Annotated in this window: 27 protein-coding genes and 3 pseudogenes; 17 read left to right on the forward strand and 13 right to left on the reverse strand. The window is 59.6% G+C overall.

The genetic code is table 11. The features are described from left to right. The first annotated feature begins 2 nt into the window (after window positions 1-2). The gene (gene repC, locus O7B34_RS21530; RefSeq protein ID WP_337147970.1) at window positions 3-1,223 is read left to right on the forward strand and encodes a plasmid replication protein RepC; all 1,221 of its coding nucleotides are present in this window, start codon (window positions 3-5) and stop codon (window positions 1,221-1,223) included. A gap of 253 nt (window positions 1,224-1,476) precedes the next feature. On the opposite strand, the gene O7B34_RS21535 is transcribed toward repC, so the two are convergent. Continuing rightward, window positions 1,477-2,724: a GGDEF domain-containing protein gene (locus O7B34_RS21535; protein ID WP_337148004.1), complete on the reverse strand. Its 1,248-nt coding sequence runs from the start codon at window positions 2,722-2,724 to the stop codon at window positions 1,477-1,479. A gap of 1,353 nt (window positions 2,725-4,077) precedes the next feature. Between O7B34_RS21535 and O7B34_RS21540 the strand changes: the two genes are divergently transcribed. The 6 genes and pseudogenes from O7B34_RS21540 (at window position 4,078) to ligD (ending at window position 6,979) form a co-directional block, all read left to right on the forward strand. Further along, entirely contained in the window at window positions 4,078-4,827 is a 750-nt protein-coding gene (locus O7B34_RS21540) for a Crp/Fnr family transcriptional regulator (protein WP_337147971.1), read from the forward strand. Between the two features lie 35 nt (window positions 4,828-4,862). Then, the gene (locus tag O7B34_RS21545; protein ID WP_337147972.1) at window positions 4,863-5,108 is read left to right on the forward strand and encodes a hypothetical protein; all 246 of its coding nucleotides are present in this window, start codon (window positions 4,863-4,865) and stop codon (window positions 5,106-5,108) included. A 6-nt stretch (window positions 5,109-5,114) separates the two neighbouring features. Continuing rightward, entirely contained in the window at window positions 5,115-5,342 is a 228-nt protein-coding gene (locus tag O7B34_RS21550) for a hypothetical protein (RefSeq protein WP_337147973.1), read from the forward strand. A gap of 357 nt (window positions 5,343-5,699) precedes the next feature. Beyond that, entirely contained in the window at window positions 5,700-5,909 is a 210-nt protein-coding gene (locus tag O7B34_RS21555; protein WP_337147975.1) for a hypothetical protein, read from the forward strand. Window positions 5,910-5,973: 64 nt separating this feature from the next. Next, window positions 5,974-6,695: pseudogene (locus O7B34_RS21560) on the forward strand (TMEM175 family protein). Beyond that, window positions 6,683-6,979, forward strand: coding sequence for a non-homologous end-joining DNA ligase LigD (gene ligD, locus O7B34_RS21565; protein WP_337147976.1), 297 nt, complete (start codon window positions 6,683-6,685; stop codon window positions 6,977-6,979). The pseudogene O7B34_RS21560 and the gene ligD overlap by 13 nt, the downstream one beginning before the upstream one ends. A gap of 10 nt (window positions 6,980-6,989) precedes the next feature. On the opposite strand, the gene O7B34_RS21570 is transcribed toward ligD, so the two are convergent. Continuing rightward, a complete protein-coding gene (locus O7B34_RS21570) occupies window positions 6,990-7,232 on the reverse strand; it encodes a DUF982 domain-containing protein (RefSeq protein ID WP_337147978.1) in 243 nt (80 codons plus the stop codon). A 422-nt stretch (window positions 7,233-7,654) separates the two neighbouring features. Here O7B34_RS21570 and O7B34_RS21575 point away from each other — a divergent pair, with 422 nt between their 5' ends. After that, the gene (locus O7B34_RS21575) at window positions 7,655-7,867 is read left to right on the forward strand and encodes a cold-shock protein (RefSeq protein ID WP_337147979.1); all 213 of its coding nucleotides are present in this window, start codon (window positions 7,655-7,657) and stop codon (window positions 7,865-7,867) included. Window positions 7,868-8,016: 149 nt separating this feature from the next. Here O7B34_RS21575 and O7B34_RS21580 read toward each other — a convergent pair whose 3' ends face one another. Continuing rightward, complete coding sequence (locus O7B34_RS21580) at window positions 8,017-8,481, reverse strand: MucR family transcriptional regulator (RefSeq protein WP_337147980.1); 465 nt, start codon at window positions 8,479-8,481, stop codon at window positions 8,017-8,019. A gap of 361 nt (window positions 8,482-8,842) precedes the next feature. Here O7B34_RS21580 and O7B34_RS21585 point away from each other — a divergent pair, with 361 nt between their 5' ends. From O7B34_RS21585 to O7B34_RS21605, 5 genes are all read left to right on the forward strand, one after another. Continuing rightward, window positions 8,843-10,039, forward strand: a complete 1,197-nt coding sequence (locus tag O7B34_RS21585) for a DUF932 domain-containing protein (RefSeq protein WP_337147981.1) — start codon at window positions 8,843-8,845, stop codon at window positions 10,037-10,039. A gap of 408 nt (window positions 10,040-10,447) precedes the next feature. Continuing rightward, a complete protein-coding gene (locus O7B34_RS21590; protein WP_337147982.1) occupies window positions 10,448-12,598 on the forward strand; it encodes a ParB/RepB/Spo0J family partition protein in 2,151 nt (716 codons plus the stop codon). Between the two features lie 73 nt (window positions 12,599-12,671). Further along, window positions 12,672-12,869 (forward strand): hypothetical protein, encoded by a 198-nt coding sequence (locus O7B34_RS32215; protein WP_442920984.1) that lies wholly within the window; start codon window positions 12,672-12,674, stop codon window positions 12,867-12,869. A 251-nt stretch (window positions 12,870-13,120) separates the two neighbouring features. After that, window positions 13,121-13,429 carry a hypothetical protein gene (locus tag O7B34_RS21600; protein WP_337148007.1) on the forward strand — a complete coding sequence of 103 codons (309 nt, stop codon included), beginning with the start codon at window positions 13,121-13,123 and terminating at the stop codon, window positions 13,427-13,429. A 639-nt stretch (window positions 13,430-14,068) separates the two neighbouring features. Continuing rightward, window positions 14,069-14,305 (forward strand): hypothetical protein, encoded by a 237-nt coding sequence (locus tag O7B34_RS21605; protein ID WP_337147983.1) that lies wholly within the window; start codon window positions 14,069-14,071, stop codon window positions 14,303-14,305. A 509-nt stretch (window positions 14,306-14,814) separates the two neighbouring features. On the opposite strand, the gene O7B34_RS21610 is transcribed toward O7B34_RS21605, so the two are convergent. Further along, window positions 14,815-15,024 carry a hypothetical protein gene (locus O7B34_RS21610; protein ID WP_337147984.1) on the reverse strand — a complete coding sequence of 70 codons (210 nt, stop codon included), beginning with the start codon at window positions 15,022-15,024 and terminating at the stop codon, window positions 14,815-14,817. A 1,821-nt stretch (window positions 15,025-16,845) separates the two neighbouring features. On the opposite strand from O7B34_RS21610, the gene O7B34_RS21615 reads away from it, so the two are divergent. From O7B34_RS21615 to O7B34_RS21625, 3 genes are all read left to right on the forward strand, one after another. Continuing rightward, window positions 16,846-17,217 carry an ATP-dependent DNA ligase gene (locus O7B34_RS21615; protein ID WP_337147985.1) on the forward strand — a complete coding sequence of 124 codons (372 nt, stop codon included), beginning with the start codon at window positions 16,846-16,848 and terminating at the stop codon, window positions 17,215-17,217. Between the two features lie 390 nt (window positions 17,218-17,607). Next, the gene (locus O7B34_RS21620; protein WP_337147986.1) at window positions 17,608-18,837 is read left to right on the forward strand and encodes a serine hydrolase domain-containing protein; all 1,230 of its coding nucleotides are present in this window, start codon (window positions 17,608-17,610) and stop codon (window positions 18,835-18,837) included. 834 nt (window positions 18,838-19,671) lie between these two features. Then, the gene (locus O7B34_RS21625; RefSeq protein ID WP_337147987.1) at window positions 19,672-20,427 is read left to right on the forward strand and encodes a DUF1194 domain-containing protein; all 756 of its coding nucleotides are present in this window, start codon (window positions 19,672-19,674) and stop codon (window positions 20,425-20,427) included. Between the two features lie 60 nt (window positions 20,428-20,487). Here O7B34_RS21625 and O7B34_RS21630 read toward each other — a convergent pair. From O7B34_RS21630 to O7B34_RS21665, 9 genes and pseudogenes are all read right to left on the reverse strand, one after another. Beyond that, window positions 20,488-20,756: pseudogene (locus tag O7B34_RS21630) on the reverse strand (helix-turn-helix domain-containing protein); the annotation flags it as partial. A gap of 68 nt (window positions 20,757-20,824) precedes the next feature. Further along, a complete protein-coding gene (locus O7B34_RS32220) occupies window positions 20,825-20,890 on the reverse strand; it encodes an excalibur calcium-binding domain-containing protein (protein ID WP_442920987.1) in 66 nt (21 codons plus the stop codon). After that, a complete protein-coding gene (locus O7B34_RS21635; RefSeq protein WP_337147989.1) occupies window positions 20,887-21,186 on the reverse strand; it encodes a hypothetical protein in 300 nt (99 codons plus the stop codon). The genes O7B34_RS32220 and O7B34_RS21635 overlap by 4 nt, the downstream gene beginning before the upstream one ends. Before the next feature lie 54 nt (window positions 21,187-21,240). Then, a complete protein-coding gene (locus O7B34_RS21640; protein ID WP_442920985.1) occupies window positions 21,241-21,528 on the reverse strand; it encodes a sunset domain-containing protein in 288 nt (95 codons plus the stop codon). Window positions 21,529-22,037: 509 nt separating this feature from the next. Continuing rightward, on the reverse strand, window positions 22,038-22,307 hold the full coding sequence (locus tag O7B34_RS21645) for a hypothetical protein (protein WP_337147990.1): 270 nt from the start codon (window positions 22,305-22,307) through the stop codon (window positions 22,038-22,040). A gap of 391 nt (window positions 22,308-22,698) precedes the next feature. Beyond that, window positions 22,699-22,908 (reverse strand): hypothetical protein, encoded by a 210-nt coding sequence (locus tag O7B34_RS21650; RefSeq protein ID WP_337147991.1) that lies wholly within the window; start codon window positions 22,906-22,908, stop codon window positions 22,699-22,701. A 226-nt stretch (window positions 22,909-23,134) separates the two neighbouring features. Then, the gene (locus O7B34_RS21655; RefSeq protein WP_337147992.1) at window positions 23,135-23,311 is read right to left on the reverse strand and encodes a hypothetical protein; all 177 of its coding nucleotides are present in this window, start codon (window positions 23,309-23,311) and stop codon (window positions 23,135-23,137) included. 64 nt (window positions 23,312-23,375) lie between these two features. Then, window positions 23,376-23,738, reverse strand: a complete 363-nt coding sequence (locus O7B34_RS21660) for a hypothetical protein (RefSeq protein ID WP_337147993.1) — start codon at window positions 23,736-23,738, stop codon at window positions 23,376-23,378. Between the two features lie 131 nt (window positions 23,739-23,869). Further along, complete coding sequence (locus tag O7B34_RS21665; protein WP_337147994.1) at window positions 23,870-24,103, reverse strand: hypothetical protein; 234 nt, start codon at window positions 24,101-24,103, stop codon at window positions 23,870-23,872. Window positions 24,104-25,233: 1,130 nt separating this feature from the next. On the opposite strand from O7B34_RS21665, the pseudogene O7B34_RS21670 reads away from it, so the two are divergent. Beyond that, window positions 25,234-25,429 (forward strand): annotated as a pseudogene (locus O7B34_RS21670) (Crp/Fnr family transcriptional regulator); the annotation flags it as partial.

The raw sequence follows: 25,429 nt of genomic DNA on the forward strand, positions 1-25,429 counted from the left end.
AAATGGAGACGGGTATTGCAACGACGCCCTTTGGGCGGCGGCCGATGTCGCTTGCCATGTTGGCAGCGCAAAGCGAGTCACGTGAGATTCCCAAGGGCAGGGTCATCGACAAGTGGCAGATCTACCGCAACCTCTGCGAAGGCAAGAGCATCGTCGGCATCGGCGATCGTGCTCTGGCCGTCCTGAATGCGTTGCTATCGTTCTATCCTGACAGTGAGTTGAGTGAGGAAAACGACCTCATCGTCTTTCCCTCGAACGCTCAGCTGTCCCTCAGGGCACACGGGATGCCTGATGCCACCCTCAGGCGGCACCTGGCGGCTCTTGTGGACTGCGGGCTGATCATCCGTCGGGATAGCCCGAATGGCAAGCGTTACGCCCGGAAGGGCAGAGGAGGGGAGATCGAGGAAGCATTTGGCTTCTCCCTAGCGCCGCTGCTGGCCCGGGCTTACGAGTTCGAGGCAGCAGCCGAGCGTGTTCGCGCCGACAACAGGGCGCTCAGGCTTATGCGGGAGCGGATCACCTTGCACCGCCGCGACATCCACAAGCTGATAGAGGCGGCTCTTGACGAAGACGTTCTTGGCGACTGGGGAGGCCTGTGGAAGCGCTTCCGCGGCGTTGTGGAGGCAATTCCGCGCCGAGCCTGCATTGCCGAGCTCGAGCTGATTGTCGCGGATCTTGCGGCATTACACGAGGAAGTGACTAAGCTGCTGGACAACCATATGAAATCCACGAATCCGGGCGGCAATGACTCTCAAAACGAGCGGCAGCAATCTGATTCAAATACCGACTCTATTTTTGAATTTGAACCTGCTTTCGAAAAAGTCAGGGCGCCGGCCGAGCCAAGGACAAAAACCGCAGAACCCCAGAAAGCCTATCCGCTTGGGCTTGTGCTGAAAGCCTGCCCGGAAATTGTGGACTATGCCGTCGACGGGATCAGCAACTGGCGCGATCTCATGATTACCGCCGCCCAGGTGCGGGGTTACCTTGGCGTCTCGCCATCTGCATATGAGGAGGCCTGCCACGCGATGGGCCAGGAAACCGCCGCGATCGTGATTGCCTGTATCCTGCAACGTGCTCAGCACATCAATTCCGCCGGCGGCTATCTGCGCGTGCTGACTGACAAGGCCGGGGCGGGGGCGTTTTCGGTGGGGCCGATGCTGATGGCGGCGCTCAAGGCCAACACCTCACTGCATGACCGGGAGGGCAGGCTAGATGCGGGCTGATCTCTGCGTGAAGCACTGAAGTCTGGTAGCATTGCGGTCGCGAAGCTGGATGCGCCCACTGACCATCGTCTGGCGAAATCAAATCGGAGGTGACCAAGCTGCGGCCGGCACCGGTGATATTGTCAGAGAAGCCGGAAGCAGATGTCCATCCTTGAGACGGCGAATGGTCTCAAAGACCTCTACGCAACGCACGCGCCGCGGCGAGTGCTGTCAGGAACGAAACTCTCGTCGTCCTGCCGGTCTGATGCTGGCATCACCGTGTCGACCGAACTTGTTTGCTCCCAGATGCCTCCGGTTCGTGGAGCAGCACTCGGTTGCGGCCGCTTTGTTTGGCGAGATAGAGGGCCGCATCCGCTTGCCGCTGCAACTGCTCTGGTGAAGCGGCCTCGTCAGCAGACTGAACTGCAATTCCGATGCTAAGGGTGACGCGGCGCGACATGCGGGATCCGGGGTTGGGAAAAGCGGCTGCCTCGACGCTCTGGCGAATTCGCTCAGCTACAGACACCGCCTCTTCCTCGCTCACCTCGGGCAGGAGCACCAGAAACTCTTCGCCACCGTAGCGGGCAACGTGATCGCGATCGCGCCTGACGTTTTCCTGGATGATCCTGGCGACCTCGACAAGACAGCGATCACCCTCGGCATGGCCGAGGTGATCGTTCAGCTTCTTGAAGTGATCGATGTCGCACATCAGCATCGCGACACCCTCCGGGCAACCTCTGCAGCCTCCCCACAGTTGGTCGAGCGTTTCGGTCATCCAGCGACGATTGGCGATGCCGGTGAGCGGATCGGTTCTCGCCAGGAGTACCAGCTGGTCATTAGCTAGCGCCAGCTCGGCGACCCGGCGCCGGTCGCGAAGCTCAAAAAGGAAAGTCTTTTGAGCGAGAATTGTCATGATGCGCCGCGCGGCGACCGTTGCGAAGATACCGCTCGCAAAAAACAGCGTCGCGGCGACGGCACTCCCAAACTCGATAGCCGGGTTTTGCAACTGAAAAAAGAGATAGAGACCGAGTGCCAGGGCGGCAATGGTCACGGTCCAGGCGAGCGGGATGCCGAAAATGATGATGGCTGTTATGCCCACGAACAGCATGATGTTCAAATGCCGTTCATAGAATTCGCCACCCGCGCTGACGCCAACCAACGCGACCGACAACAGCATGAAGAACATGCCCGCGATCAGCGAAGCCCCTTGAATCCAAGGCGCGCGCGGTCTTCGCCAGACAAAAACAGTGGTCGCGGCGATCGGCGGGATGATGGCGCCAGGCAAAAGCATAGATAGCGCGATCGGCCTTGGCAGGATCAACATGTTCAGCGCCAGGGTCAGCACATCCAGCAAAGCTACCCAGATCATCCAGGCGCGGATAATCTTCGCCGTTTGCGACCAGACACGTGCTCGAAACAGCCGTTTGATCTCGCCTTTGAGGCGAATATCGCGCGTGCGGCGCGTCAGAAGCCGGTCGACCTCGGCGGTTAAGGCAGGGTCTTCCTGCCCGTCGATGTGCATCAGTTCGGACACAGTCGATGGATCCTTAACCGCTTCTCCCGAACATCCGTCGAGCCATCCGGTCGTCGCGACGGAAAAGCTTGCCAAGTTATCCTAAAGATTTGATTACGAACTGATCTGCGGATTTCAGGGCCGGCTGCCGCGTGGGTCTCTGTAGCGTTGAGTGCGACTGCTAGCCATGGCTGCTCCAAGTCGACGAGACCGGCCGCCGATCGGTCAGCTATGGGACCCAGGCAAACTGGCGCGCGCCGTTCGCCGGCGGTGCCACCGTCGCTGGCGCGTACGCCCAGCCTTCTCGCCCACGTCCAGGGCACGTTGCTTGACCATGAGTTTAAAAATGGAAGACAAATACGCCATGCGCGCGACCATTGGCGCCGGCGAATTAAAGCCCATCGGGCCCCTCATCGTCCTTACTTTTGACCAAAGAAAAGGCTGACGGATTGAGACGCTATCCATCAGCCCTTTCTGCGATGACGGGTAGCAAGAGGGAGGGACTCCTCACACCGCCGTCGACGACACCAATAACGATAGGGCGAAATCTGGATCTGGCCACAATTATGTTCAAATTGCGGAACCATTCACAAGCTCAGGGGTTCCGGACTGGACGAAGGGACGAGCTGACAATGAGCTTCCGTGAGAACTTGGGCGCGACAGTCGCTGCCGCTGTCAACCGTCAGATAGCCTCAAAGGCTATGAACCGCTATGCAGAGAACCTGCCATGCTTCCAGGTTGATCATAACTTACCGGACGTCTTCAAGGAGTTGCTTGGACGACTAGAACAGGCAGAAGAGTTCACTATTCATGATGAACCTCCGCGAAGGTATCTCACCAGTTCGCCCCTCCCTCCCAATCAAAGCACTGGAACGGAGAGAGCGCGTCTCGGCTGATGCCAGGGCGGGTTTTCAAGCACGGCCAAAACGGTCATTCCGATCCAGCGCTCATAGCGGTCACTTGGGCTCCCTGTGCCTCGCGTCGGATCTTGTCTGACGCAATTCCCATCCGTCGATGGACTTCTGCACGTCGGCGGATATGGCTTGCGCGGTGATCGGCGCGGCCCATGAAACGAGGGCAACGCTGACCGAGAATGAGATCAGCAAAGCGAAGGCGGTCGCGAACAAAACGTGGTCCCTCTTTGGAAAGCACGAGCTTAACCGCCGCCCATCCGGTTCGTTCATTCACGATCCGTTAGGCTGTATGTCGTGGTTACTCCTTGCTTAACGAGCCGTTGGAAATTCTATCTGCGGCCGTTTGCTAAACGCGTATATGGGGCGTAGGCTCAGACATCGGCCGCCATTTATCCGGGTGCAGCCGACAGTGAGAGGTACGCGCTCTTGCCCGTCAGGGAGAAGAGCCATGCTTCAATCCACTTTTCGCAACCATGTTTTGAACACCCTCACGCCTGAGGATTTCGCGCTTTTACGGCCATCGATGCATCATGTCGAACTGGCCATCAAAGCCCGGCTGGAGATCGCATATCAGCCGATCGAGCACGTCTATTTCCCCGAGACCGGTATCGCCTCGGTGGTCGCCGCCATGACCGGAGGGCGGCAAAGTGAAGTCGGCCTGATCGGCTATGACGGCATGACGGGCATTGCGGTCGTTCTCGGCCAGGACAGGTCTCCCAACGAAACCTATATCCAGGTCGCCAGCAACGGTTGGTGCCTGCCGGTTGAACATCTTCGCATTGCAATTGCCAAAAGTCGGAGCCTCCAGCCGTCACTGCTTCGCTACGCCCACGAATTCCTGATCCAGTCGTCGCGAACGGCGCTGGTCAACAGCCAATCGACAATTGAGGAACGGCTGGCCCGCTGGTTGCTCATGGTCGACGACCTCATCGAAGGAGACAAAATCCACCTGACGCATGAATTTCTGGCGACCATGCTTGGTTCCCAACGCCCCGGCGTCACCACCGCCGTCCAAATGCTTGAATATCGGGGGCTAATTCACGCCAAGCGCGGCGAGATCACGATCGTTGACCGCCCCGGAATGATAAAACTCACGGACGGCGCATATGGCGAGGAGGAGCAGCGTCACTTCGACATCACCCCGGCTGATTGTTCGGAATCGGACATGCCCTTGAAGGCGGTCAGATCTTGGCGATAAATCATGTTGGTCTGGGTTCTGGGGAGGAATTCTTGATGACCAACGATTTTCATTCCATCACGGTTGAAAGAGCTACCGAGGCCTATGTTCTTTCCAGAGGCAAAGCGCGCTTCCTCTCCATTGCAAAAGCAATCCGCGCCATCCGAACACTGATGCCGGCCTGTAAGGCCTCTGACCGCCAATTAGAGGAGATGTTGGCGGCGGCATCCATCGTTCACGGTGTGGCTGTGGCATTCGATAAAACGACAGCCGACAGCGTAGCACCCCAGCTCCATTCCTAGGGCCGGATGCTTGCGTCCGCCCAGAAGCCTGCTTCTTCGGACGTTCGCCAAGCGATCATCCGCCAGCTGATCGACGACATTGGCAGGCCGTGCATCTCCATAGCAGAGGTTATTCAGGCAACCAGACGAGCTTTTCCGCTTTGCGACCTGACGGATTGGGAGCTCGGCAACTTCGTCGCGCGAAGCGCGATTGATGCGGGATTTGCAATTGAATTCGACGCGGCCGTTCCGTGATCGCGAGTGTCGGCTGGGCGAGCCGCTAACATATCTGCCACGCGTCAGCACCTCCCTGTCGGCGCTGTTCAAGGCGCGGCTGGCCGACGACCCAAGGGCTGCCAACACATCAACCCTGGATCACTCCGTGTCGGGCATATTGCCCTCGCAGACGAGCGTGGTGGGCTCCCCGTAAGAGCGACCAAGTCTACCGGGCGGCACTGGCAAAGTCGGCGGGGCGGGACGTGTACGTCTATCTGCTGTCATGTCTCTCCTCTGCGTCAGACAGGGGTGTGGGGCCAACACCGATCCGTTTTTGCTTTGCGTCGAATCTCTAAGTGAGATTAGTTTCTCACGCATTCCATTGAGGGAGCGCACATGCCAATTTATCAACGAGCCAAAGAAGCTGGCGTCTTCGATTCCTTCGAAGTCGCTCTGCTGGGCCGCGTGTTCGAGAAGTTGAAAACCGAGGGCCAATCGCCAGACCGGCGTGAAGCGCTCGCATCCCGCGTTATAGCAAACTATCAGGCCGGGATTAGAGACGAGGAAGAACTGGCGGCGGTATCCAAACTACCGCTGGGGCGGTGAAGTCCATCCGTTCACGGTGGCCTGTCCGCAGGTGCATCAGCCGCTAGCATTAGCTCAGGAATAAATGGGGACGCACGTGCTACCTTCACCAGGGCTGGAAAGGCTGAACGCATTCTCCGATGGCGTGTTCGCCGTACTCATCACAGTTCTGGTTCTGGATTTGCGCCCACCGGAAGTGCCGACCTTCAAGGCCCTTCTGGCATCATGGGAACCTGGCTTAGCTACGGTGTAAGCTATCTCTTCATAGCCATCGTCTGGGCGAACCACCATCATCTCTTGCGCCACGCGAAAGAGAGCACGGCGTCCTTGATGTGGTACAATTTCGCGCACCTGTTCTCAGTCTCGCTGCTCCCCCTGGCCACGGCATGGATGGCTGTAAGCGAATTGGCACCGCAGCCGGTCGCCTTTTATGCGACCGTGTTCTTCCTGGTTAACCTGACATATCTGTTGTTGATACGCGAACTCATCGATCCGATGCCCGAGAACGAGGTGTCGCCAGAAGTGCGGCGAATCATGCGCCTGCGTGCCGTGACTACGCTCTGCCTTTTTGGGCTCGCGGCTATCTTGGCATTGAACTACCCAATCGTAGGACTGGGATCTGTAGCTGTTGCCTGGCAGTCTATCTCAAGCCCCAGGCGCGAGGCTGACAAAGGACGGCCAGAATCCGACGTTGTGGCGTGGTCGCAGTACCGGATCTATTCCGACACGAAAAAGGCCGCCGGCCGGAGTCAGGTCGCGGGAGTGGGCGGCCGGCTCCCGAACAACCGGTTCGCATGCTGCCCTTAGTGGAGGCCCGTGTCTATCTCCGGAACGGATGCGGCAACACGGCGATTGACGCCTTCTCGCCGCGGGCGCGGCCAGGCTTTCCCGTCGCCCACCTTGTCACCCGGACCCAAGTCGACCAACACATCCGGCCGGATGTGTTCACCATCGATCACCCCTTCAGGCGGCTATCCGGAACGCGGCGTGAGCAAATCCTTGGGCGGCGAACATCGCGTCCCTGGGAAGCATGGGTCCTTGGCTTCTCCAACTGCGCACGGCAACATCGACCCGCTCGCCGCAGCCGCTAGCGATTTGACCTCAGTCGCTGCGTAGGATTTTCGCCTCCAACGCCGCTACTACAAAAGCTCGTCTGGCAACTGGTGGCCGAGCTTCACCACGCAGAACCTGAAGACATGCATCCATAGCCAGTTTTCGCTTCTTCGTCTGATCAGGGAAACTCCGCAGCAGGATCGTTGCCGCATCGTTCACATCGAGTATGACGCGCTCACGGTCATGTCGGCCAACTTGCACCACCACGGGCCGGACGAACCTGCTCGACATGCAATTATACTTTCAATCCCGCCTCGCTACGGTCTTTGCGTATCATGACGTCGGGTCAATTCATACATGGATTGCAAGCGGCCCGAAGAGGCTTTGCATATTCGTCTGCCTTGGCCTCACGCGAGCTTTCAAGGCCGATCGTTCCCTCCTCGGGCGCCCTGATAGGGCGTTGCCGCGGCGCTAGCGGTGCGGACGCCAACAGAGGTAGAGGGCGGGCTTGCGTGGCCGGCGGAGGTCCGGGTCGCTGGCCGAAGGGCAGCATGAGGTTCGCCTGCATATGACGCTGCCGAGCCGACGTTTGTCGATATTTTCGGGAGTCCGGGTCTTGCGATTTCTCGCGTTTGCTGCGTCTATCGCCAAAGTTTCTGACCTGGTCGGGCTTCACAGCCGGGCCACGCTGCGATTGCTAAGGGAGTACACATATGGCCACGGGAACCGTGAAGTGGTTCAACGCCACCAAGGGATTTGGATTTATTCAGCCCGACAATGGCGGTCAGGATGTTTTCGTCCACATTTCCGCTGTCGAACGTGCGGGCCTCTCGACCCTCACTGACGGCCAGAAGATCAACTATGAGATCGAGCAGGACCGCCGTACTGGCAAGTCTTCTGCTGGCAATCTCAGCAAAGCGGGCTGATCTCGCCCTCTTGCCCCGGAACAGCCGACAGGACGTCGCTCAAGCTTTCGGGGAAAGCCGTGCCTGAAACCAAGCTCTTCAGGGGAAAGGCGGCCGCTCTCGCCTTTCTCATCTCCGCCACGCGCCGGAACCGACCCCAGAGGGTACGATCAGGCCGCGGCTTTCTTGCGGGGGCGCTTCGCGGGTGAAGGCTTTTCGGGCTCCTTCGGCTTGCGACCGAGGCCCATAGTTTTAGCAAGGGCAGAACGCGTTGCGGTGTAGTTGGGCGCGACCATCGGATAGTCCGCCGGCAGGCCCCATTTGGCGCGATATTCATCCGGGGTCAGGCCATAATGGGTCGACAGGTGCCGCTTCAGCGACTTGAACTTCTTCCCGTCCTCCAGGCTGATGATGTAGTCGGGCGTCACCGACTTCCTGATCGGCACGGCAGGCTTGAGAACTTCGGGCCTTTCCGACACGACAGCGATGGCCGTGCCCTTCAGGGCGGCATGGACCTGTCCTATGAGGGTGGGCAGTTCACCGACCGGCACCGGATTGTTTGAAACATAAGCTGAGACTACATCAGCCGTGAGTTCGATGAAGCTGTCCGTATTGCTCTCGGGTTCTTCTGTCACGAACACTCCTGGCGGATCAAACGATTGGCGTCGAAAGACGTTTCATAGTGACGACCGCTGCAGATAGCAACGAATCTATTGCATTTGTGTCTCGGCAGTTCGCGTGACACTGGTTGATGTGACTGATGGGCTCCAGCGACGACCTTGTAGCGATTGCCGCGTGCGGTCACGCCAACAGGGCGATTCCCTTCGACATACCGCCGGAAGCTCTCTTTGAAGCAGATCAGTTCTCTGACTGCATTTCTAGCGGAGGCGCGGCCGCTGCGTTTGCGCGTTTGCCGGAGGGAGAGGGTGGAAAGGCCGTCGCGACGGGTCGAGGGCTGGAGGAGAGGCTTCCGGCGCCCGTCGCGGAGAAAGTTCCATGACCCAGTTGCAAGCTCTCGCCCCCGCAGTGAATCCACGCGGCGGCTATAAGGTTGACATCAACCGCGGCCATCGCGTCGGCCGGGTGTCGTCGGAGTGGTTCAACCGCCCGGCGGACGAGCGCTACCTTTCTCTCACCGATCTCCACAATTCGGTGAAACGGCGGTCCGAACGCAGCAGGACCCGCATCGTTGAAAGTGAGCTAATTCGCGTCGAGGCTAGCCGCGACGATCCGGAGCGCCTGAGGCTAATGCTGCCCGATGCGCCTGCTCCAGTTGCCCCCACGCACTGGAGTTTTGGCCAACTCGCCGGTCTCGTCGGCGCGCCGGCCACCTATCTGCGTCAGCTTCCGGCTCCCCTCGCGGCGATCAATCTCCAGCACGGTCTCCTTAGCCATCGCGCCGAGCAGGTGAAGACGCTGGAAATCGAGAACGGACGCCTCGAGCTGCGGGCGGTAACAGGCCCGGACTATGGCAGAATATTTGACTCAGAATTGATTGAGGCCGTGCAGAAGATCGCCGGCAACGGCATCGGCGACACCCGCTGGAAGGTGCCAGGTGTGCTCGACTGGTCGACGGGGACCTACAATCCGAACGTCGACATCTCCAGCGACACCACGACGCTCTATGCGTCTGACCGCGATGTCTTTTTGTTCCTCGTCGATGACTTGAACCCGATCGAGGCCGGGCGGCTGCCGAATGGGGAACCGGATCTCTATTTTCGCGGTTTCTACTGCTGGAATTCCGAAGTTGGAGCCCGCACCCTCGGGATCGCCAGCTTCTATCTGCGCGCAGTGTGTCAGAACCGCAATCTGTGGGGCGTGGAAGATTTCGAGGAAATCACCATTCGCCATTCAAAGTATGCCGCCTCGCGGTTCGCCAAGGAAGCCGAACCGGCGCTGATCCAGTTTGCCGAATCCTCGCCCATGCCGTTCGTCAACGGCATCAAGACAGCGCGGCAACGGATCGTCGCTCGGGATGACGAAGATCGCCAGAGCTTCCTGCGCAAGCGCGGCTTTTCAAAGTCCGAGACAACAAAGATCATCGATACCGTGCTGCTTGAGGAAGGTCGATCGCCAGAATCGATTTTCGACTTCGTACAGGGCATCACGCGGATCGCGCGCGACAAGGCGCATCAGGATGTTCGCCTGGACATGGAGGGCAAGGCCAAGAAGCTTCTCGACTTCGCCGCCTGATCCTTCGATGCCGGCGTGGAGGACCTCCGGTCGCCGGCCTCATGATCTCTGTCAAGCCAGCGCCGTCCTCAAAAGCACGAGGACGGCGCTTTTTTCAGTAACGGGTCATGGCCGGGCCAAGGGCTTTCGGCCGCCCTGGCGTGAACACAAAAATGGAGCACCACGACCGGCAGGCACTGATCCATCTGCCGACGGATCACGCCAACATTCTGGAGGCCCTCGGCGGCTCGGTCGCCTTGAAATCCGCGAGCCGAACCAGAGCAGCGCTCCTATCCCGACCCATCAATCGTTGCGGCAGGTGGATGGCGCTGGCGCGAGGCCTGGAGGCAGAGGGGGGAGGGGAGGGTTCCTGACGGGCTTGGAGGTTCGGGGAGAGGCCCCGGGCCGCCCGTCACGGAGAACCTGACCATGGCAAAGAACGCCATTCAGAAGATCGCGATGAACGCCGCGGAGAACATCCCCTATGACAGCCTGGTGCTGTCGCAGAAGAATGTCCGGCGCATCAAGGACGGCTTGTCGATTGAGCAGCTTGCCGAAGACATCGGTCGGCGAAAGCTGATCCAGAGCCTGAACGTCCGCCCCGTACTCGACGGGGAGGGCGAGGAGACCGGCACGTTCGAAGTGCCCGCCGGCGGCCGGCGTTATCTCGCACTTGGCATCCTCATCAAGCAGAAGCGACTGGCGAAGAACGAGCCGATCCCCTGTGTCGTCAACCGCAGGCAGGAGACCTCGGCCGAAGAGGACTCGCTTGCCGAAAACCTGCGGCGCGCCGACCTGCACCCGCTCGACCAGTTTCGGGCCTTCAAGACGCTCAGCGATCAGGGCCTCGATCCAGACGAGATCGGCGCCCGCTTCTTCGTATCGCCGGCGACGGTGAGGCAGCGCCTGCGGCTGGCATCGGTATCGCCAAAACTGCTCAGTCTTTACGAAAACGACGAAATCCGGCTCGAACAGATCATGGCGTTCTCGATCTCGGACGACCACGCGCGCCAGGAGCAAGTCTGGGAGAGGATCTCAGGCTCGCACACGCAGGAAGCCTACTACATCAGGCGCCTGCTGACGGAGACCACGGTCCGGGCCGACGATCGCCGGGCCGTCTATGTCGGCGCGGAAGCTTATGAGGCGGCTGGCGGCGTCATTCTTCGCGACCTGTTCGAGCAGGATTCCGGCGGCTGGTTCCAGGATGCAGCACTCCTCGAGCAGCTGGTCTTCGACAGGCTGAAGGTTGATGCCGAGACAATCCGCGCCGAAGGCTGGAAATGGGTCGAGGCGGCGATCAGCTTTCCCTATGGCCACACCTCCGGCATGCGGCGCATCTACGCCGAGGCCCAGGAGCTCAGCGCCGAGGAGATCGAACGCTACGACGCGCTGAAGGCCGAATACGACAAGCTCGATGCGGATTATGCCGCGGCCGAGCATGCCGACGAAGCAATCGAGGCGAAGCTCGATCAGTTGGGCGCCGAGCTCGATGCGATCGACGATCGTCCACAACGCTACGACCCCGCTCAGAAGGCAATTGCCGGTGCGTTCGTGACGCTTGCCGCCAACGGCGAGCTCCAGGTCGAGGCCGGTTTCGTGCGGTCCGAAGACGAGCCTCGCTCCGAGACGGACGATGTCGGTGAGGGCGAGGAGGACGACGCCGAGGGCGAAACCCGATCCAATGGTGACGACGATGGCGATGGTGTTGTCGTCAACGGCAAGCCGGTGAATGACAGTTCCGGCGATGACAGCGAGGAGGACGGCATCAAGCCGCTGCCCGATCGGCTCGTCTTCGATCTGACCGCGCAGCGGACGCTGGCGCTGCGCAACGCGCTCGCCGGTGACGTCGACATCGCGTTCATCGCCGCACTCCATGCGTTCGTGCTGCAGGTCTTCTATCGCTTCGCCCCGGATACCTGCCTGGAGATCAGCCTGAAGAGCGGCAGCTTTAGCCAGGTCGACGGGCTTGCGGAGACAAGCTGGGCCAAGGAGATCGCCGAACGGCACGCAGCTTGGGACCGCGAGCTTCCCGATGAGGCGGAAGGCCTGTGGGATTTCCTTCTCGGCCTCGACGAGGCAAGCCGCAAGGCGCTGTTCGCGCACTGCGTCTCGTTGACCCTCAACGCGGTGGTCGAACCTTGGAACAGACGGCCGAAGGCGCTCAAGCATGCCGACGTGCTGGCCAACTCACTCCAGTTCGATATGGTCGACGCCGGCTGGACGCCCACGGTCGAGTTCCTCGGTCGCCTCACCAAGGCGCGCATTCTTCAGGCTGTCCGTGAAGCCCGTGACGCAGACTCCGCGCAGCTGATCGATCACATGAAGAAGGACATCATGGCGCGTGAAGCCGCCCGTCTTCTCGAAGGATCGAACTGGCTGCCCGAGCCGCTGCGCCTCGACGTCGACGAGGTGGCTGCCGATGCTGGCGAAGCCGTCGCCGGCGAGGTGCCGGACGAGGCGGCGCTCGAAGGCGATGCCACTGAGCTGCCGGCCTTTCTCGCCGAGGATGCGGGTGCGTCCTCCGATGAGCCGGTGACCATCGACGGCGACGAGACGGACCTCCTCCAGGCCGCCGAATAGTTGGCCTCCCACTCCGTACCGGGCCCGGCTCCTGCGCCGGGCCCATTCTGTTTTCCAAGATGGAGAAATTCGCATGTCCGCACATATCATCTACGAATCCGCCCCTTTAGGGAGCGTCATCCGCTACTCGGACGGCGCGGCGAAACCGCCGTCGCGCTTCACCAAAAAGCTCGCCGCCTGGGAGAGCCGCAACAGCGTCGGCCGTCTGGTCAAGAAGGAACCGCCGCGACGCTACGACCTACTCCTCGCCCGCGTCCTTCACTCTGCATGAGGGTGATTTCGGGCAGGGCGGCATCATCGTCGTCTCGGTCAGACGCACCTGGTCCGTCGAGAGCGAACTGCGGTTCGAAATCATCGAGCGCCCCAAAATCGGAAGGTCCGCGTGCTGCAGGCCCTCGGCGACAGCCCGGAGCTTCTGCATCTGGCCAAGAACCGCGAGGCGGCCGAGCGCTGGCTTGCCGGCAACTCCTACGGCCGCGCGCGCGAGCGATCGTCGGGCCTATTTCGTTCATGGAGATCAAAATGTTCGACTGGAACAGAAGCTGCTCCTATGACGAGCAGCATAAGAGACGTTTTCACACGACAGCCCGTTCACGGCTGAAGAAGTTTGCTGCCGAGCTTGCTCTGCCGCCGCACAGCTTTGACCTGCGCTCTAACAAGGCGGGTCTTGCCGTTTCCGGGGAAATCACCCTGTATCATGACCGCGCCTACATCCAGGTCGGTCAGTTCGGACTGTCCTCAGGTCACGCCATCCTGATCCGCACCTGCAAGGGGCCGCAAGGACTATACCGGCGGGGCCAACCACTTCGTCGCGCTTGGCATGCTCGATGACATTCCGGCGCGCGCCGCCGCCGTCCGCGCCATCACTGGTATCAGCCGGAATGCTTCGCGTTCCTCCGAACGACGCGCCGCCTGACGCCGCAAACGTCATTATCGCCGCTGCACGCGCCGGCCGCAGGGCCGGCCAGCGACAGCCACGACATTACCACGCAGTTGTTGCGCCGACGCGGTTCGTGCCGCGCGTGGTCAACTGCGTTCGGGAGAACCCCCATGACCGCACATGCCCCCTTACGCTGCCCGTATGTACGAGTAGCAAAGGCTATTGATGCGGAAGAATGACAGCTCTGCCACCCAAAGGTGTATGTTGTAAATCTAATTTAGATAGAGCTTAATGAAGGTCCGTAGCGGGGTTGACTAGTCCCCTCCAGTACCCCCGCCAAGATGAAGGTCGATTGGGCTCCCTGGCCTGGTCGACCTTCTTCTCTTTTAGTCAGCAAAAAGGGCCGACGGATATGATCCACCAGCCCCTTCTGGCAACGGCGGTAGCAAGATGGAGGGCATCCTCACGCCGCCGTCGACGCCAACAGCAACAATAGAGCGTGATTCGCGTTTGGCCACAAGTTTGTTCAATTACAGAACCATTTCCAAGCTGAGAGGTTCTGTGGCTGGGGTCATAGGGACAATGTGATCATGAACTTTCGTAACAATACGAGTGGGCAGGTGTCGGTTGCTGCCGCTGTGAGGCGGCAGATTGGCTCAAAGGTAATGAACCGCTATGCGGCGACGTTGCCCATCTTCCTCGTTGACCACAACATGCCAGATAGGTTCAAACAGTTGCTTGAGCGGCTGGAACACGCGGAAGAAGCCAGTGTTCCCGAGGAACCGCTGCCGTGGCGCTCCATTGGTTTAGCCCTCCCGTCGCTGTGAAGACCGATCGGTCCGGCGCGACCTACGCTAAGCAGCATCTCAGTTTGAAATCCCTCCGGATGGCACGTTCATCCACTCGCACCTCAAAACTGCTGCTGCTGCTGGCGGTCAGTATCCGTACAACGATCAGCGCACCCGCATTCGCGGTCGAATGTCGCTCGGTCGGTGGGCACGTCAACGCATAGCCAGTTTCCGTTCTCCATGTTCAACTGAAAGGTGGCCATCTGTCCTAGATGGGGACCATCAATGGGACCCCTTCGCCTCACCGTGTCCTTCCCTGCATGCCGCGACATTCCGAAGTCTGTGAGCAACGGTTCGGCCCGGTCAACGACAGTGATAATCAACGGCAATAAGATGACCGAAACCATCACTGGTCGCAACCGTGAGGAAGTGGCCGGAATCGCCTACGTCTGCAATGGCGGGTTTAAGTTTTGACGGCGAGAGCCGCTAAAGGTTTTCCGCTCGTCCGGTGCTCAGCTACGAGCACAGGCCAACGCTGCTCTGGCCGGCTATCTGCCCGGTTCGGAAACCAGAACAATGCCAGCGGCCAAGCTCTCCTCTTCGAGGACATCTGTCACATCACCGACGCTGGCTTCCGCATCTGGGTGAGCCATCGCCAGTTCCTTTGCCTTGGATTCCAGGTCAAACGAAAACTCTCGACGCTTCTTTGCCGCTGCTACCGCGTCTGCAATCTCGACTGCCAAGGTGAGTGCGGGCATTTGATTTCTCCCCAAGTGCCGCAGCGTCTACCCCAAATATGGCAGACATTCGACCAAGCCGACATTTACGCGGATGGGGCGCTCCAGCCCGCGCTGCATCAGCGGAGACGAGCAGGCTGGAGCGTTGGTGTGGAACGCAAGCAGGGGCGCCCCACGGCAGCCGCCTGTGGGGAAGGACGGCGGCTGATCCTGCGGCAAGAGAGCGGTTTGCACCGTGCAACGCCGTCGCCGGCGAGATGCCGGACGAGGCGGCGCTCGATAGTGATGCCGACGAACTGCCGGCTTTCTCGCCGAAGATGCGGATCCGTCCTCCGATGAGCCGGTGACCGACGGCAACGAGACGGACCACCTCCAGGCCGCCGAATAATCGTCCCTCCCGTTCCGCACCGGACCCGGCACATCAGCCGGGCCCATCCAGATCATCACTGCGGTGGCAACCCTGCTGAACGCTACTTCCTAATTTCCAGGGTGTCTCCTGTGTCCCTGTGCCCCCCTCAGGCTACCCCCAGGGAGAAGTCCGGGGCGGCCAAAGGGGGGCTACCAGGTGCCACAGTGGAGTGGGTTCTGCACCTCACCTATTCACATATAAGCGGTTGCCCGATATTGTGAGGAGGAGTGGGGCTATCCTGATGGGGCCTGACGACGATCTGAAGTCCCGTATCGAGGCTGCGCTTGTTTGTGGCCCCCTCAGCCATTGGCAACGTCAATTCCTCCTCGACATGCGTGACCGGCTGGTGAAGTACGGCCCACGCATGCGTCTGAGCGCGAAGCAATGGTCTAAGCTCTACGAGACCATCGGCCCCGCACCGCCAAATACCAACGCACCATCGCCGCCGCGCGCGAATAAGCCTCTCTCGTCGCCACGCTGGCAATCCCGCCGCTGGCGAAGCCCACTTGCCCGTGAGGCCCGGTACTTGGCGGCCAGGTTTGTCAGGACCTTTGGGATTGCGCTGGCAGTGGTCGTTGGTTCCTTGATCTATTCCTACCTGGTCAAGGGCGGGCACGTGACTTGGCCAAGCATGCCGTCCTTTGCGCGATCGGGCACGGTAGACTGGACGCCGCTCTCCAGAACACAGTTCAGTATAACGGACGGAGACACCATACGGCTCAATGGCACTGCAAAGGGGACCCGGCTGATCGGCTTCAATGCGCCTGAGAGTATCGAGCCAAGATGTGGGATTGAGGCGGCACTTGGACGTCGAGCGAAGGCGCGACTGGCGGAGCTGGTAGCTTCTGCGAAGCTCGAATTGAGAATGGTCCCCTGTTCCTGCCTGGGGGGGACCGAGGGCACAGACAAGTGCAACTATGGGCGAAGCTGCGGCTCGCTATTCGCCAACGGCCAAGACGTGGGTGACGTGCTGATCTCTGAGGGGCTGGCCGTGCCGTTCGTCTGCGGTGCGACAGGCTGCCCGCCTACACCCCGCCCGTGGTGCGCGTCCTAGCCGTATTCACAAGGAAGGGGCCACGTGAGAACAGCGGTCAGGCGGGATTGTTCCAGTAGCACCAGCTAACGGAACACTTACGGCTGTGCAATATTGAATAAAATTCGAGTGTCCCGTGGGGTTCATATGCGTAAGCGTGCCGGCGGCGTTCCGCTGTGATTCATCCGCCCAATGGAGCCCGTGTTGGTCGAACAGCCGCCCAAGGGTGGCGAATGGGGCCATGAGGTGTGTCGGGCGCCCCGCATTCGGCGCAGCGCGCGCTGGCGCCGGGGCAGCCGCGGGAATGCATGCCGGCGGGACAGAGCTACAGGACCCAAGTCATCAAGGACGCTGACGGCATCCGCTTCTTCACCAAGAACGGCTTCGACTGGACGGCCAAGTGCGGCCGCTTGCCGGCGAGGCGAAGGCGATAGAGGCGGAGAGCTTCATCATCGAGACAATCGTCAGCAATGAGGCTGGCCTTTCTGACTTCCATGCGCTGCGCTCGGCCATCACAAGACGTCCCCAAGACCTCTACTTCGTCGCCTTCGATCTTCTGCACCTCAACGGACATGATCTACGCGACATGCCGCTCAAGGACAGGCGCGAAATCTTGCAAGCGGTGATGCCGGCCGGCGGTCATATCCAGTTCAGTGAAGCTCTGCCTGGCACTGGCGAGGCTGTCTACCATCTCGCCTGTGAGGCTGGCCTTGAAGGCATCGTCTCGAAGCACCTCGACAGCCCCTACCGCAGTGGCTCGACCATGAACTGACGCAAGATCAAGTGCTACGTCGAGAAGGAAATGGACATCATCGCGTGAAGTGGGAGACCGGAAAGCCGGCCATGGTGCTCATGGCTGACAAGGGCCACTACATGGGCGGTGCCTTCGTCACTTTCAAAGCCGACAAGCGGCAGGTCCTATGGGACTCTCGTTCAGGGCAAGGCAGGGGCTCCACCACCGGCGCGACTGGCAAAGGAGAAGGCCGAATGGCCGAAGCCGGGATTGGTGGGCCGCCTCAAGATCCTTAAGGGGGAGGAGAAGCTACGTCATGCTTCCTTGAGGGAATTTAGGGAGGAATAGCCCCACTCGTCAATTTCATTTATATTAGCGACGACGTATATAGGCCTTGTTGGCGATAATGCGGGGGAGTGCGTTTGCCCGATGAGTTTTAGTAGCGAACCTGTTCTTGATCCTACGGACCTCGGCTTCGACAAGGCGCGGCTTGAGCGACTGAAGTGGTGGATGCAGCGTTATGCCGACACCGGGCGCTGGCCGGGCGGTGCCGTGCTCATCGCGCGTCACGGAAAGCTCGCTTTTTTCGACTGCGCCGGGCACGCCGACGTGGAGGCCAAGCGCCCTTGGCGGCGCGACCTCATCGCCCGTATTTACTCGATGACCAAGCCTGTCACCGCCGTCGCGCTGATGATGTTGTACGAAGAGGCGCGAATTCATCTCGATGATCCGGTCGAAGCTTACCTACCGGAATTCAAAGATAGGCAACTTCTGATACCGGGCGCAACGTCGCTCGACCAAACGGTGCCCGTCAAAACGAAGATGACGATCCACCATCTGCTGACCCACACAGCTGGCCTAAGCCTTTTTACGAACCCCGGATTGCTTGGTGAGGCTTATGCCAGAGAAACGCTCGGCCTCGCCTTGGGCTACGGTGGGCTCGACAAGATGGTGCGCAGGATTGCCGAGCTGCCACTTGAATGGGAGCCGGGCACGAGATGGCAATACAGCACCGGTTCCGATGTCATCGGTCGCATCGTGGAAGTCGTTTCCGGAATGACGCTCGACAAGTACTTCGCGACGCGGATCTTCGAGCCCCTCGGCATGACCGATACCGGCTTCTCTGTCCCGAAGTCCGGGATCGGTCGTTTCCCCCCGCTCTACGTGGCTACGGCTGAAGGTATGGCGTTGCACGAAGCGCCGGAGGTCTCGGCGTGGCGTCAAGGCAAGGTTGATACGTTCTGCGGCGGAGGCGGGCTAGTCGGAACCATCGATGACTACTGGCGGTTCGCCGAAATGCTACGTGCTGGAGGTGAACTCAACGGCGAACGCATCCTTAGTCCCCGCACTTTGAGATTGGCGGCGTGCAATCACCTGCCGGGCGATCTTGCCTCGTTGGCAACCGAGGTTTGGGCTGAGACCCAATTTGATGGCGTCGGTTTCGGTTTGTTGGGCTCCGTCGTCCTCGATCCGGCCAAGGCACAAATTTCGGCCCAGGTGGGAGACTATGGCTGGGGCGGGGCGGCAGGCACTTTCTTCTGGGTGAGCCCGGTCGACGACTTGGTCGTCATTGTCTTCACGCAGCTGCTGCCTTCGAGCGCCATTCCGGTGCGCAAAGAGCTGCGCGCACTCGTCCATGGTGCGTTGACAGGGGTCTGAACACACTGCGCGGCCGGCGGCTTCGTAAAGCATCGTCGGGAGATAACCCGCGAAGCCTGAACGCCTCCACATGAGGCCCTGGGACCCTGTACAATGTCTCCACGCGCTCGATTGCGTTCGTGACCCATACGTTGTCCGCGTTCGCCTCCAGCCAAGCGTGAGCAGCCTTGCGATATAGTGTGATCTCCTTGGCCGTGTAGGATGGTTTGTACGCGCTGCCGTGACGGGCAAGGTGGTCAGAATGCGAGCGGCAGAACCGAGTATCCAGACCATCCGCGGTGCCCGCACGAGCGGGCTTTCCGCAGCCCACGCACTGCAGCGTGTGAACATATGGCTTGGGTCAGCCGCGCGGGCTTTGACCTCGTTCTTGCGCTCTCGCTTCTTGGTCCAATACGTCAATCTCGGGTCCCTCTTGGTCAACCTCGGGTCCCTCTTAGGTGTTCCCTGGGTCTCCCCTCAACTCAAGGGACCAAGCAGTGGGTGAACGATGCTCATAGTTCAGGAGCAACCTGATGGCTTCCGCGACGATGCCCTTGGTGTTCTCCGATGAAGCGAACCTTGAAGCACGATCGCGGTACTCGTCTGTGATCTGGGTCGCAATAAGCGAGGCGATCTGATCCAACCGTTCTTCCAATTCTTCAAAATGGCCACCCCGCATCGTCGGGCAGGCAAGCGTCTAACAGCGCGAAGAGGTGGAGGACAGAGACAAAAGAGCGCGCGCCAGCTTACTTGACGCAAGGCAGATCGGGTCAAGAGTGTGTCGGCCGTTCCGTATATAAGACATTGCTAATCTATTGTTGGGGGAATATGTTCTTGGGGGTGGACAAGTTCCCAATGAACTCGCTTGGAAAGGTGGTGTTCGGAGCGTCGGCATTGTTGGCGTTGCCAGCCTATGCCGCCGATGTCGATGCGGCGATTGTGTTCGCGGTGGATATGTCTGCGTCTGTCGGTTCAGCGACAGCCGACATGCTGCGCGAGGGACATGCCGCAGCAATGTATGCGCCAGAGGTCATCACTGCCATCACCCACAACCGTATTGGGTGCGTGGGGATCACCTATTTTGAATGGTCAAGTCGTGGGCATTTGCACAGGGTTCTGCCGTGGACAAGGGTCTGCGGGCTGAACGACGGGAAGGCTGTGGCATCCGTTATCCTCAAACGCGCCCAAAGAGGCTACGGGCGCGCAGGCGGCGATACCTCCATATCCTTCGCCATTGAGGAGGGTAGTCGGCTCCTAGATCAGTTCCCGGGAGGGGCGCCCAGAAAGGTAATCGACATCGCCAGCAATGGGACCAACAACGACGGCTTGCCCCTCCAGCAGAGCCGACTTCAGGCGATCGCGAAGGGTTACACAATCAATGCGATCGTCATAAACCCACTTATTCGGAGTGTGAGATACGACCTAACAAGTTACTTCGCTGAGAATGTCATAGGTGGACCCCGCGCATTCGTCATCGCGCCGGCCAGCAAGAGCGATTACGCCGTCGCACTCCGCCGCAAACTGGTCGACGAGATTGGCTTGTCGATCGACAATAGGAGCATTGGGGGGATGTTGAAGGTGATGGTCTGCAACTGCGAACATCCGCAATAGCGATCAAGGTACGCGGTCGAACGAACCTGATGGTTGCGTCAGCGATCGCGCCCCGTCCAGTTAATGAGCAGGAGCAACGCGCTTTGCCAGCTTCGCGAGTGTCGAGCGCGAGCAGTTGGTGGCCCTCGTGATGGTATTCCAGCTCTGTCCCTTGCGCAGCATGTCCACGATGGCCTCATTGCGCTGGGCGTCCTCGGTGCGACCCTTCATCTTCCCGTCAGCCTTCGCCTTAGCGATGCCCTGAGCCTTCCTGCGGCGGCGGTCGTCATAGTCCTTGCGGGCGATGGCGGCGCGCATGTCGACAGCATCCCGTTGATTGCGTCAAACATATGGGTCGCCGGCCTTCACCGTGCCGACTGCGGCGTTCCCGAGATCGTAGAAGTGGCCGGCAAAGCATCTATTCGCAGCCAACACCGTCGTGATCGCGGTCCAGATGGTTTGGGTCGCCGCTCGGGACGTTCACGGGTCCGGTGACGACCGGGTTGTTGCCCTTGCCTCCAGCGCAGTCGAGATCGAATTGCCGCCACCATCGGCCGACGCCTTTTGCCTAAACCCCATCGCGGCGGCGACGCGTCGACCGTCGCCCTCGATCTTCGTGTTGTGCGCATCCGGGGGAAAAGGATCGACCGCATGCAAGGCCTGATTTGCCATCATCGCGTCGCCAACGCCGAGTGTGACGGAATCGCGGTGGTTCATATAGTCCGCGCAACCTGTCAAAGCACAGGCGCCGGCCAGCACCGCGAAAGATAGCAGCCGCATGTTGAAAATCCCCCGGGTAACTAACCAGAAATTCTCGAATCCGCTTCGCCCGCGTTATCGTCGGGCGCGCGTCCATCCGGCCGCCACCGCCTCATACTCGGTGCAAAACCACTTTTCTCCGTACTCGGGACGGATGATCGTCGCCGAATAAAACTTGTCGCCCGGCATGTGGTAAATGCGCTGTCCGGTGTTGATGCTGATATTTCCCTTGATGTTGCAGGCTGGGTTTAGATCATTCGACAAGGTCACCGTCGGCATGCCCTCGCTGGCGAGGTACGTCCCGGCGCCGGCGCCGACGAACGCGATGATCGGAAGCCTCCAGTTCCAGCTTGATGCGACCATTGCTGGCCCTCCCTACACGGCCCGCTCGCCCGATTTAGTACGTCACGTATCGTTTACGGGCGTTGATATTGACACCGAGGAGGGCAATCGCAGCGAAAAGGCAAACTCTTGAATTCCGACTTCGGCGAGCATCAAGCTCGAACCGACGCTTAATGGGACCGGCGGTCTTTGGCCGATTTGAAGCGAGTTGTCATTCGCACCCATACCGCCACGGATCATCATTAGCATCGGTGGCAAATGCTCAAAATTGCATGATGGGAAATTCATCACGCGGCCTCTTAGACCGGAGTGGGATTGATTCCGGCGGCTCTCAGCTGGGCGCCGAGCTTTGATCGAGTTGCGCAAGCGGCCTTGTCACCACCGATGCATTTGTTGTTGGCGTCTGACCAGTTAAGCAGGGCCGTGTTTATCCAACTGCCGGGTGCCCTCTGTACGCCGTAGGGCGTCGGTCGCGCGCCGGCTGCAACGGCTGCCGCGGCGACTGCTCCCTGGCCGTGCGGGGCTCGTTTTCATCCGCTCAGGATGAGGCAGTTCTTCATGTATTGATCTTCGGCTGCTAAGTTGCCGAGAGCGTTGCCAATTCCCGCACCCGCGACAAAGCCGGGTGATCCGATGGCAATATAACCTTGGTCAGCCGAACCTTTTTGCAGTTCGCATTGAGCATGCGCGACGTCGAAACTTGGCCCATAGCCGATCTGCATATAATCAGCTTGATTGCTCGTCTGGCAGCCGCATAAAGCCGCAATGGCACCCAGTGCCAACCACCCCTTGATTTTCATCCCTAGCCCCTCCAAAGGCCAAGAGGCAGCATCTAGCAAAGTCGACATCTCTGCAAGCGACCACAATTATTCTGGTAAATTTCGGAATTGATAATCTGCCGAAGGGAAGACTTGCTCGGAAGCACCAGATATACTTGATTATGTAATGGCGGGGCTCGTGCATCACGCGCAGTAAGCCCGTCAGCCCGTCGCAATGATCGCGTTGGCCTGTGCCATGGCCCTCGTGGATCTCCTCGGGTGGACCCGGAGAGCTTTAGAGCACCGCGCGGGGAGCGTGTGGAACATTGTTGCGTCGAAACACTTCGGCGGTTGCACCGTCGGTTCTCCCATTCCGGTGCATGTTCCCACGACTGTTGGACTGGCCCGCTGCCGAAAGGTAGCGGGCTTTTTTCTATTTCCGTCGAGGAAACACGAGGACCTTCGCTGCGATCTCCAACTCCAGCGGTTCGTGGCCGGGCTGCTCGTGCCACATCACCTGGCGCAGATCGCGCATATCAACCGCTTGGCCGCAGACCTTGCACAGGTAGAAACGGTCGCCGTCGGCCTCGCCCTCGTGCGGCTTGCCTTCGATTGGTGGTCCAAGGTCAGATAGCTTCGTCATGCCGCTGGCAACATCCCGCTACCTATAATGTTCCGGAATTATTTTAGCTAAAGCTGATTTAATCGCGTGCCTTGCGAGTCGGTGCATGCGTCTGAAAATCAGGCCGATGGAGCCGGAACTGGTCGACACGCCACCGCAGGGCGTTCGATGGCTACCGATCGCAGCTCAATAAGGACGCTGTCCATGCTGCTCAATCAGCAACATCCGATACCAAGTGCTTGATGGTCTAACGTCCTTTAGGGACGATGGTGAGCTTTGGCGCGTGGGCTTCCCGGATGATCTTGGCGGCCTCATTTGTCGTGATACCGCACTTGCGAGCATAGTAGGCGGCTTCCGTTTCAAGCTCCCCTTCCATCGGGTAATCAATCACCTTCTTTGCTTTGTGCTTGGCCTTCTTACCCATAGGACGAATCATACCACAAAAACGATGCGCCCCGAACGTGGCGGCGTGGCGATTGTTCCGTCCGTTACCTTCTGAGGATCCAATCGATCAAGGCAGTTTCAACGCGCTCGCACCCGGTAAACTCGCAAACGAGGCTTTGAGCGAGATCGCGCCACTGACACTCAGGTGCCTTCATTTCCAAGGCCAGATCCTGAAAGACCTTGCGGAGAATGTCGGCATCGAAGGCTGACACGTGCTGCTCAACTTCTAGCGCCTCGTCTATCTTGCGCTGGCGAAGCCGCTTTAGAATTTCGCGTGATGCTGCGATGGCGCGCCGGGATTGATCCATATGGCGGCGAAAGGCGAGGCGTCCAGCGTAAGAGCCTTGCCGGAGCAGGAAGCTAGCTTCAATAGCCGCCCGCGCCATGTCTATATGGCTATCGACCACAGCTACCTCCCAATTAGGCTAAGAGGCTAGGGATTCCTTCTTTGTAGGGCGGGTTTCCAAGCGGTTCAATGTCGGCTTAATACCAAGGCTGGGGCCTCGCCACGGTAGCGACCCAAGGGCGGGCTTCGGCCTTATGTCGGCTTGTCGACCAGCGGCTTCTTTCGCGTCGGCGGCTTGTAGGCGTTCACCAGCCTGACGACAGCGGCATCGACCGTGACGGGAATCCCCAGGTTCACCGTAATGCGGTTTTTGTCGAGTAGGCGGGTAACGTCGCCAATCAACTCGATGTGCTGCCCCTTCTGCACCTTCGACGTCGTGTCAATTATCGAATGCGGCTGGCCATAGGAGGGAATGGAGACGCTCACGCGGTCCTCTGTAACCCGCCGCCGGACCGTTGCGGTTATTGCGACCTCATCACCTATGTTGATGCCCTTCGCCATTCCATGAGTCTGGAGCGATGACGGGCTTAGTCAAGCAGTTGCTAATGTGAGGTGGTGCCGCTCTGAACAGGCAGCCCGGCTGCCGGGGGTTTCCTTACTGGGGAAACGACAGCCGGGCCCTGCCGGGGAGTCCTCGTCCCGGCAGGGCGAGCTTAATCCGTATATTAGCAAGCGCGCAAGTTGAGAGGATTAGTGAAGTGAACCCTAAGGAATGTCCTTGAGTTCGCGTAAATCATTGATTCTCGGCGCATGAATCCCGCGATTGTTCCGTCGATTGTCCTTCGGCGACTTTAGCCGAGTCCCGGAAGGGAACATGGCCTGACACGCCGCCTAATCCGTCTGTCTTATTTGTGCGATGCCATGCGATGCGGCTTTGGCCGGTGAGCCGGTCGGTCTGGTTGAATCCGAGGTCTGTTGGACCGTCAGCTACGGTCCGATCATGCTCGGTACCATTGCCTATCGGAGCGATGAACTACGAAAACCAAAGCGAAGGGCTGTGGGCCGGGCCCACAGCCCCAGCAGCAACAGGGCGATTGTATATTTTACAAACCCTTTAGGCATCGCTGGGTACATCGCTTCCTCTGGCGCAAAGAAACAGTTTTCGTCTTCCTCAGTCGGGTGCAGGCAGATGTGGAAATTGTCATCGCCTGACGGAATTACAGCGTCATAAGGTACGAAATATCGGTCTTGGTGTGTGAATTTCTGGTGGTCGCCAGGACGCAGACATAGCCATCCGGTCGTGGTGTCACCGCAGTGCTGGGAATTCTACCACATTCGCCAGTTATCGGATCGCCGTGACAGCAAGCGGGCGGATAGGTCCAGCCTGTTTCGGCATCGTGCGCGGAAACAGAGACATCAAGCAGCGCAGCCGTGGCTTCACGCCTGCCAAGCCCACCATATGTCGTGTTCCGGCCGGATGCACCGAACGGTTCCCCTAGGCGGCGACCGAACGTCGTCACGACCATTATACATCATTCGCAGGCGCTAATATCGCCTATCAGCCGATCGAGCACGTATATTTCCCTGAGACCGGTATCGCCTCGGTGGTCGCCGTTATGACCGGAGGACGGCAAAGCGAAGTCGGCCTGATCGGCCATGACGGCATGACGGGGATTGCGGTCGTCCTCGGCCAGGACAGGTCTCCCAACGAAACCTATATCCAGGTCGCCAGCAACGGTTGGTGCCTGCCGGTTGAACATCTTCGCATTGCAATTGCCAAAAGTCGGAGCCTCCAGCCGTCACTGCTTCGCT

The sequence above is a fragment of the Mesorhizobium sp. Cs1299R1N3 genome, assembly GCF_037179625.1.
Classification (GTDB): Bacteria; Pseudomonadota; Alphaproteobacteria; order Rhizobiales; family Rhizobiaceae; genus Mesorhizobium; species Mesorhizobium salmacidum.